1 rRNA gene (only partly in view) is annotated in these 1,392 nt (G+C 57.3%); it reads left to right on the top strand.

The window, feature by feature from the left end:
* Nucleotides 1–117 precede the first annotated feature (117 nt).
* Nucleotides 118–1,392, top strand: a 23S ribosomal RNA gene (locus tag ACFYY2_RS34670); it runs 1,925 nt beyond the window's last position.

Here is a 1,392-nt window from a genome sequence, read left to right as displayed (position 1 = left end):
AGGGTTCGGCCGTCATGGTCGCCTTCGGTTGCCGGCCCCAGTGCACTCACCTGTAAGGGTGGGGTGATGGGTGGCTGGTCGTTGTTTGAGAACTGCACAGTGGACGCGAGCATCTGTGGCCAAGTTTTTAAGGGCGCACGGTGGATGCCTTGGCACCAGGAACCGATGAAGGACGTGGGAGGCCACGATAGTCCCCGGGGAGCTGTCAACCAAGCTTTGATCCGGGGGTTTCCGAATGGGGAAACCCGGCAGTCGTCATGGGCTGTCACCCGCTGCTGAACACATAGGCAGTGTGGAGGGAACGCGGGGAAGTGAAACATCTCAGTACCCGCAGGAAGAGAAAACAACCGTGATTCCGGGAGTAGTGGCGAGCGAAACTGGATGAGGCCAAACCGTATGCGTGTGATACCCGGCAGGGGTTGCGCATGCGGGGTTGTGGGAGTTCTCTTGATCAATCTGCCGGTTGGTCGACGAGTCAGAAACCGTTGGTGTAGGCGAAGGACATGCGAAAGGTCCGGCGTAGAGGGTAAGACCCCCGTAGCTGAAACATCAACGGCTCGTTTGAGAACCACCCAAGTAGCACGGGGCCCGAGAAATCCCGTGTGAATCTGGCGGGACCACCCGCTAAGCCTAAATATTCCCTGGTGACCGATAGCGGATAGTACCGTGAGGGAATGGTGAAAAGTACCGCGGGAGCGGAGTGAAATAGTACCTGAAACCGTGTGCCTACAAGCCGTGGGAGCGTCGCGCATCGAGCTTGCTCGGTGCGTCGTGACTGCGTGCCTTTTGAAGAATGAGCCTGCGAGTTAGCGGTGTGTAGCGAGGTTAACCCGTGTGGGGAAGCCGTAGCGAAAGCGAGTCCGAATAGGGCGATTGAGTTGCACGCTCTAGACCCGAAGCGGAGTGATCTAGCCATGGGCAGGTTGAAGCGGAGGTAAGACTTCGTGGAGGACCGAACCCACCAGGGTTGAAAACCTGGGGGATGACCTGTGGTTAGGGGTGAAAGGCCAATCAAACTCCGTGATAGCTGGTTCTCCCCGAAATGCATTTAGGTGCAGCGTCGTGTGTTTCTTGCCGGAGGTAGAGCACTGGATAGGCGATGGGCCCTACCGGGTTACTGACCTTAGCCAAACTCCGAATGCCGGTAAGTGAGAGCACGGCAGTGAGACTGTGGGGGATAAGCTCCATGGTCGAGAGGGAAACAGCCCAGAGCATCGACTAAGGCCCCTAAGCGTACGCTAAGTGGGAAAGGATGTGGAGTCGCAGAGACAACCAGGAGGTTGGCTTAGAAGCAGCCACCCTTGAAAGAGTGCGTAATAGCTCACTGGTCAAGTGATTCCGCGCCGACAATGTAGCGGGGCTCAAGCGTACCGCCGAAGTCGTGTCATTCCA

The organism is Streptomyces sp. NPDC001822, assembly GCF_042892135.1.
Classification (GTDB): Bacteria; Actinomycetota; Actinomycetes; order Streptomycetales; family Streptomycetaceae; genus Streptomyces.
Note: the sequence above shows the minus strand (reverse complement) of the source record. Positions and strands in the feature narration are given on the sequence as shown.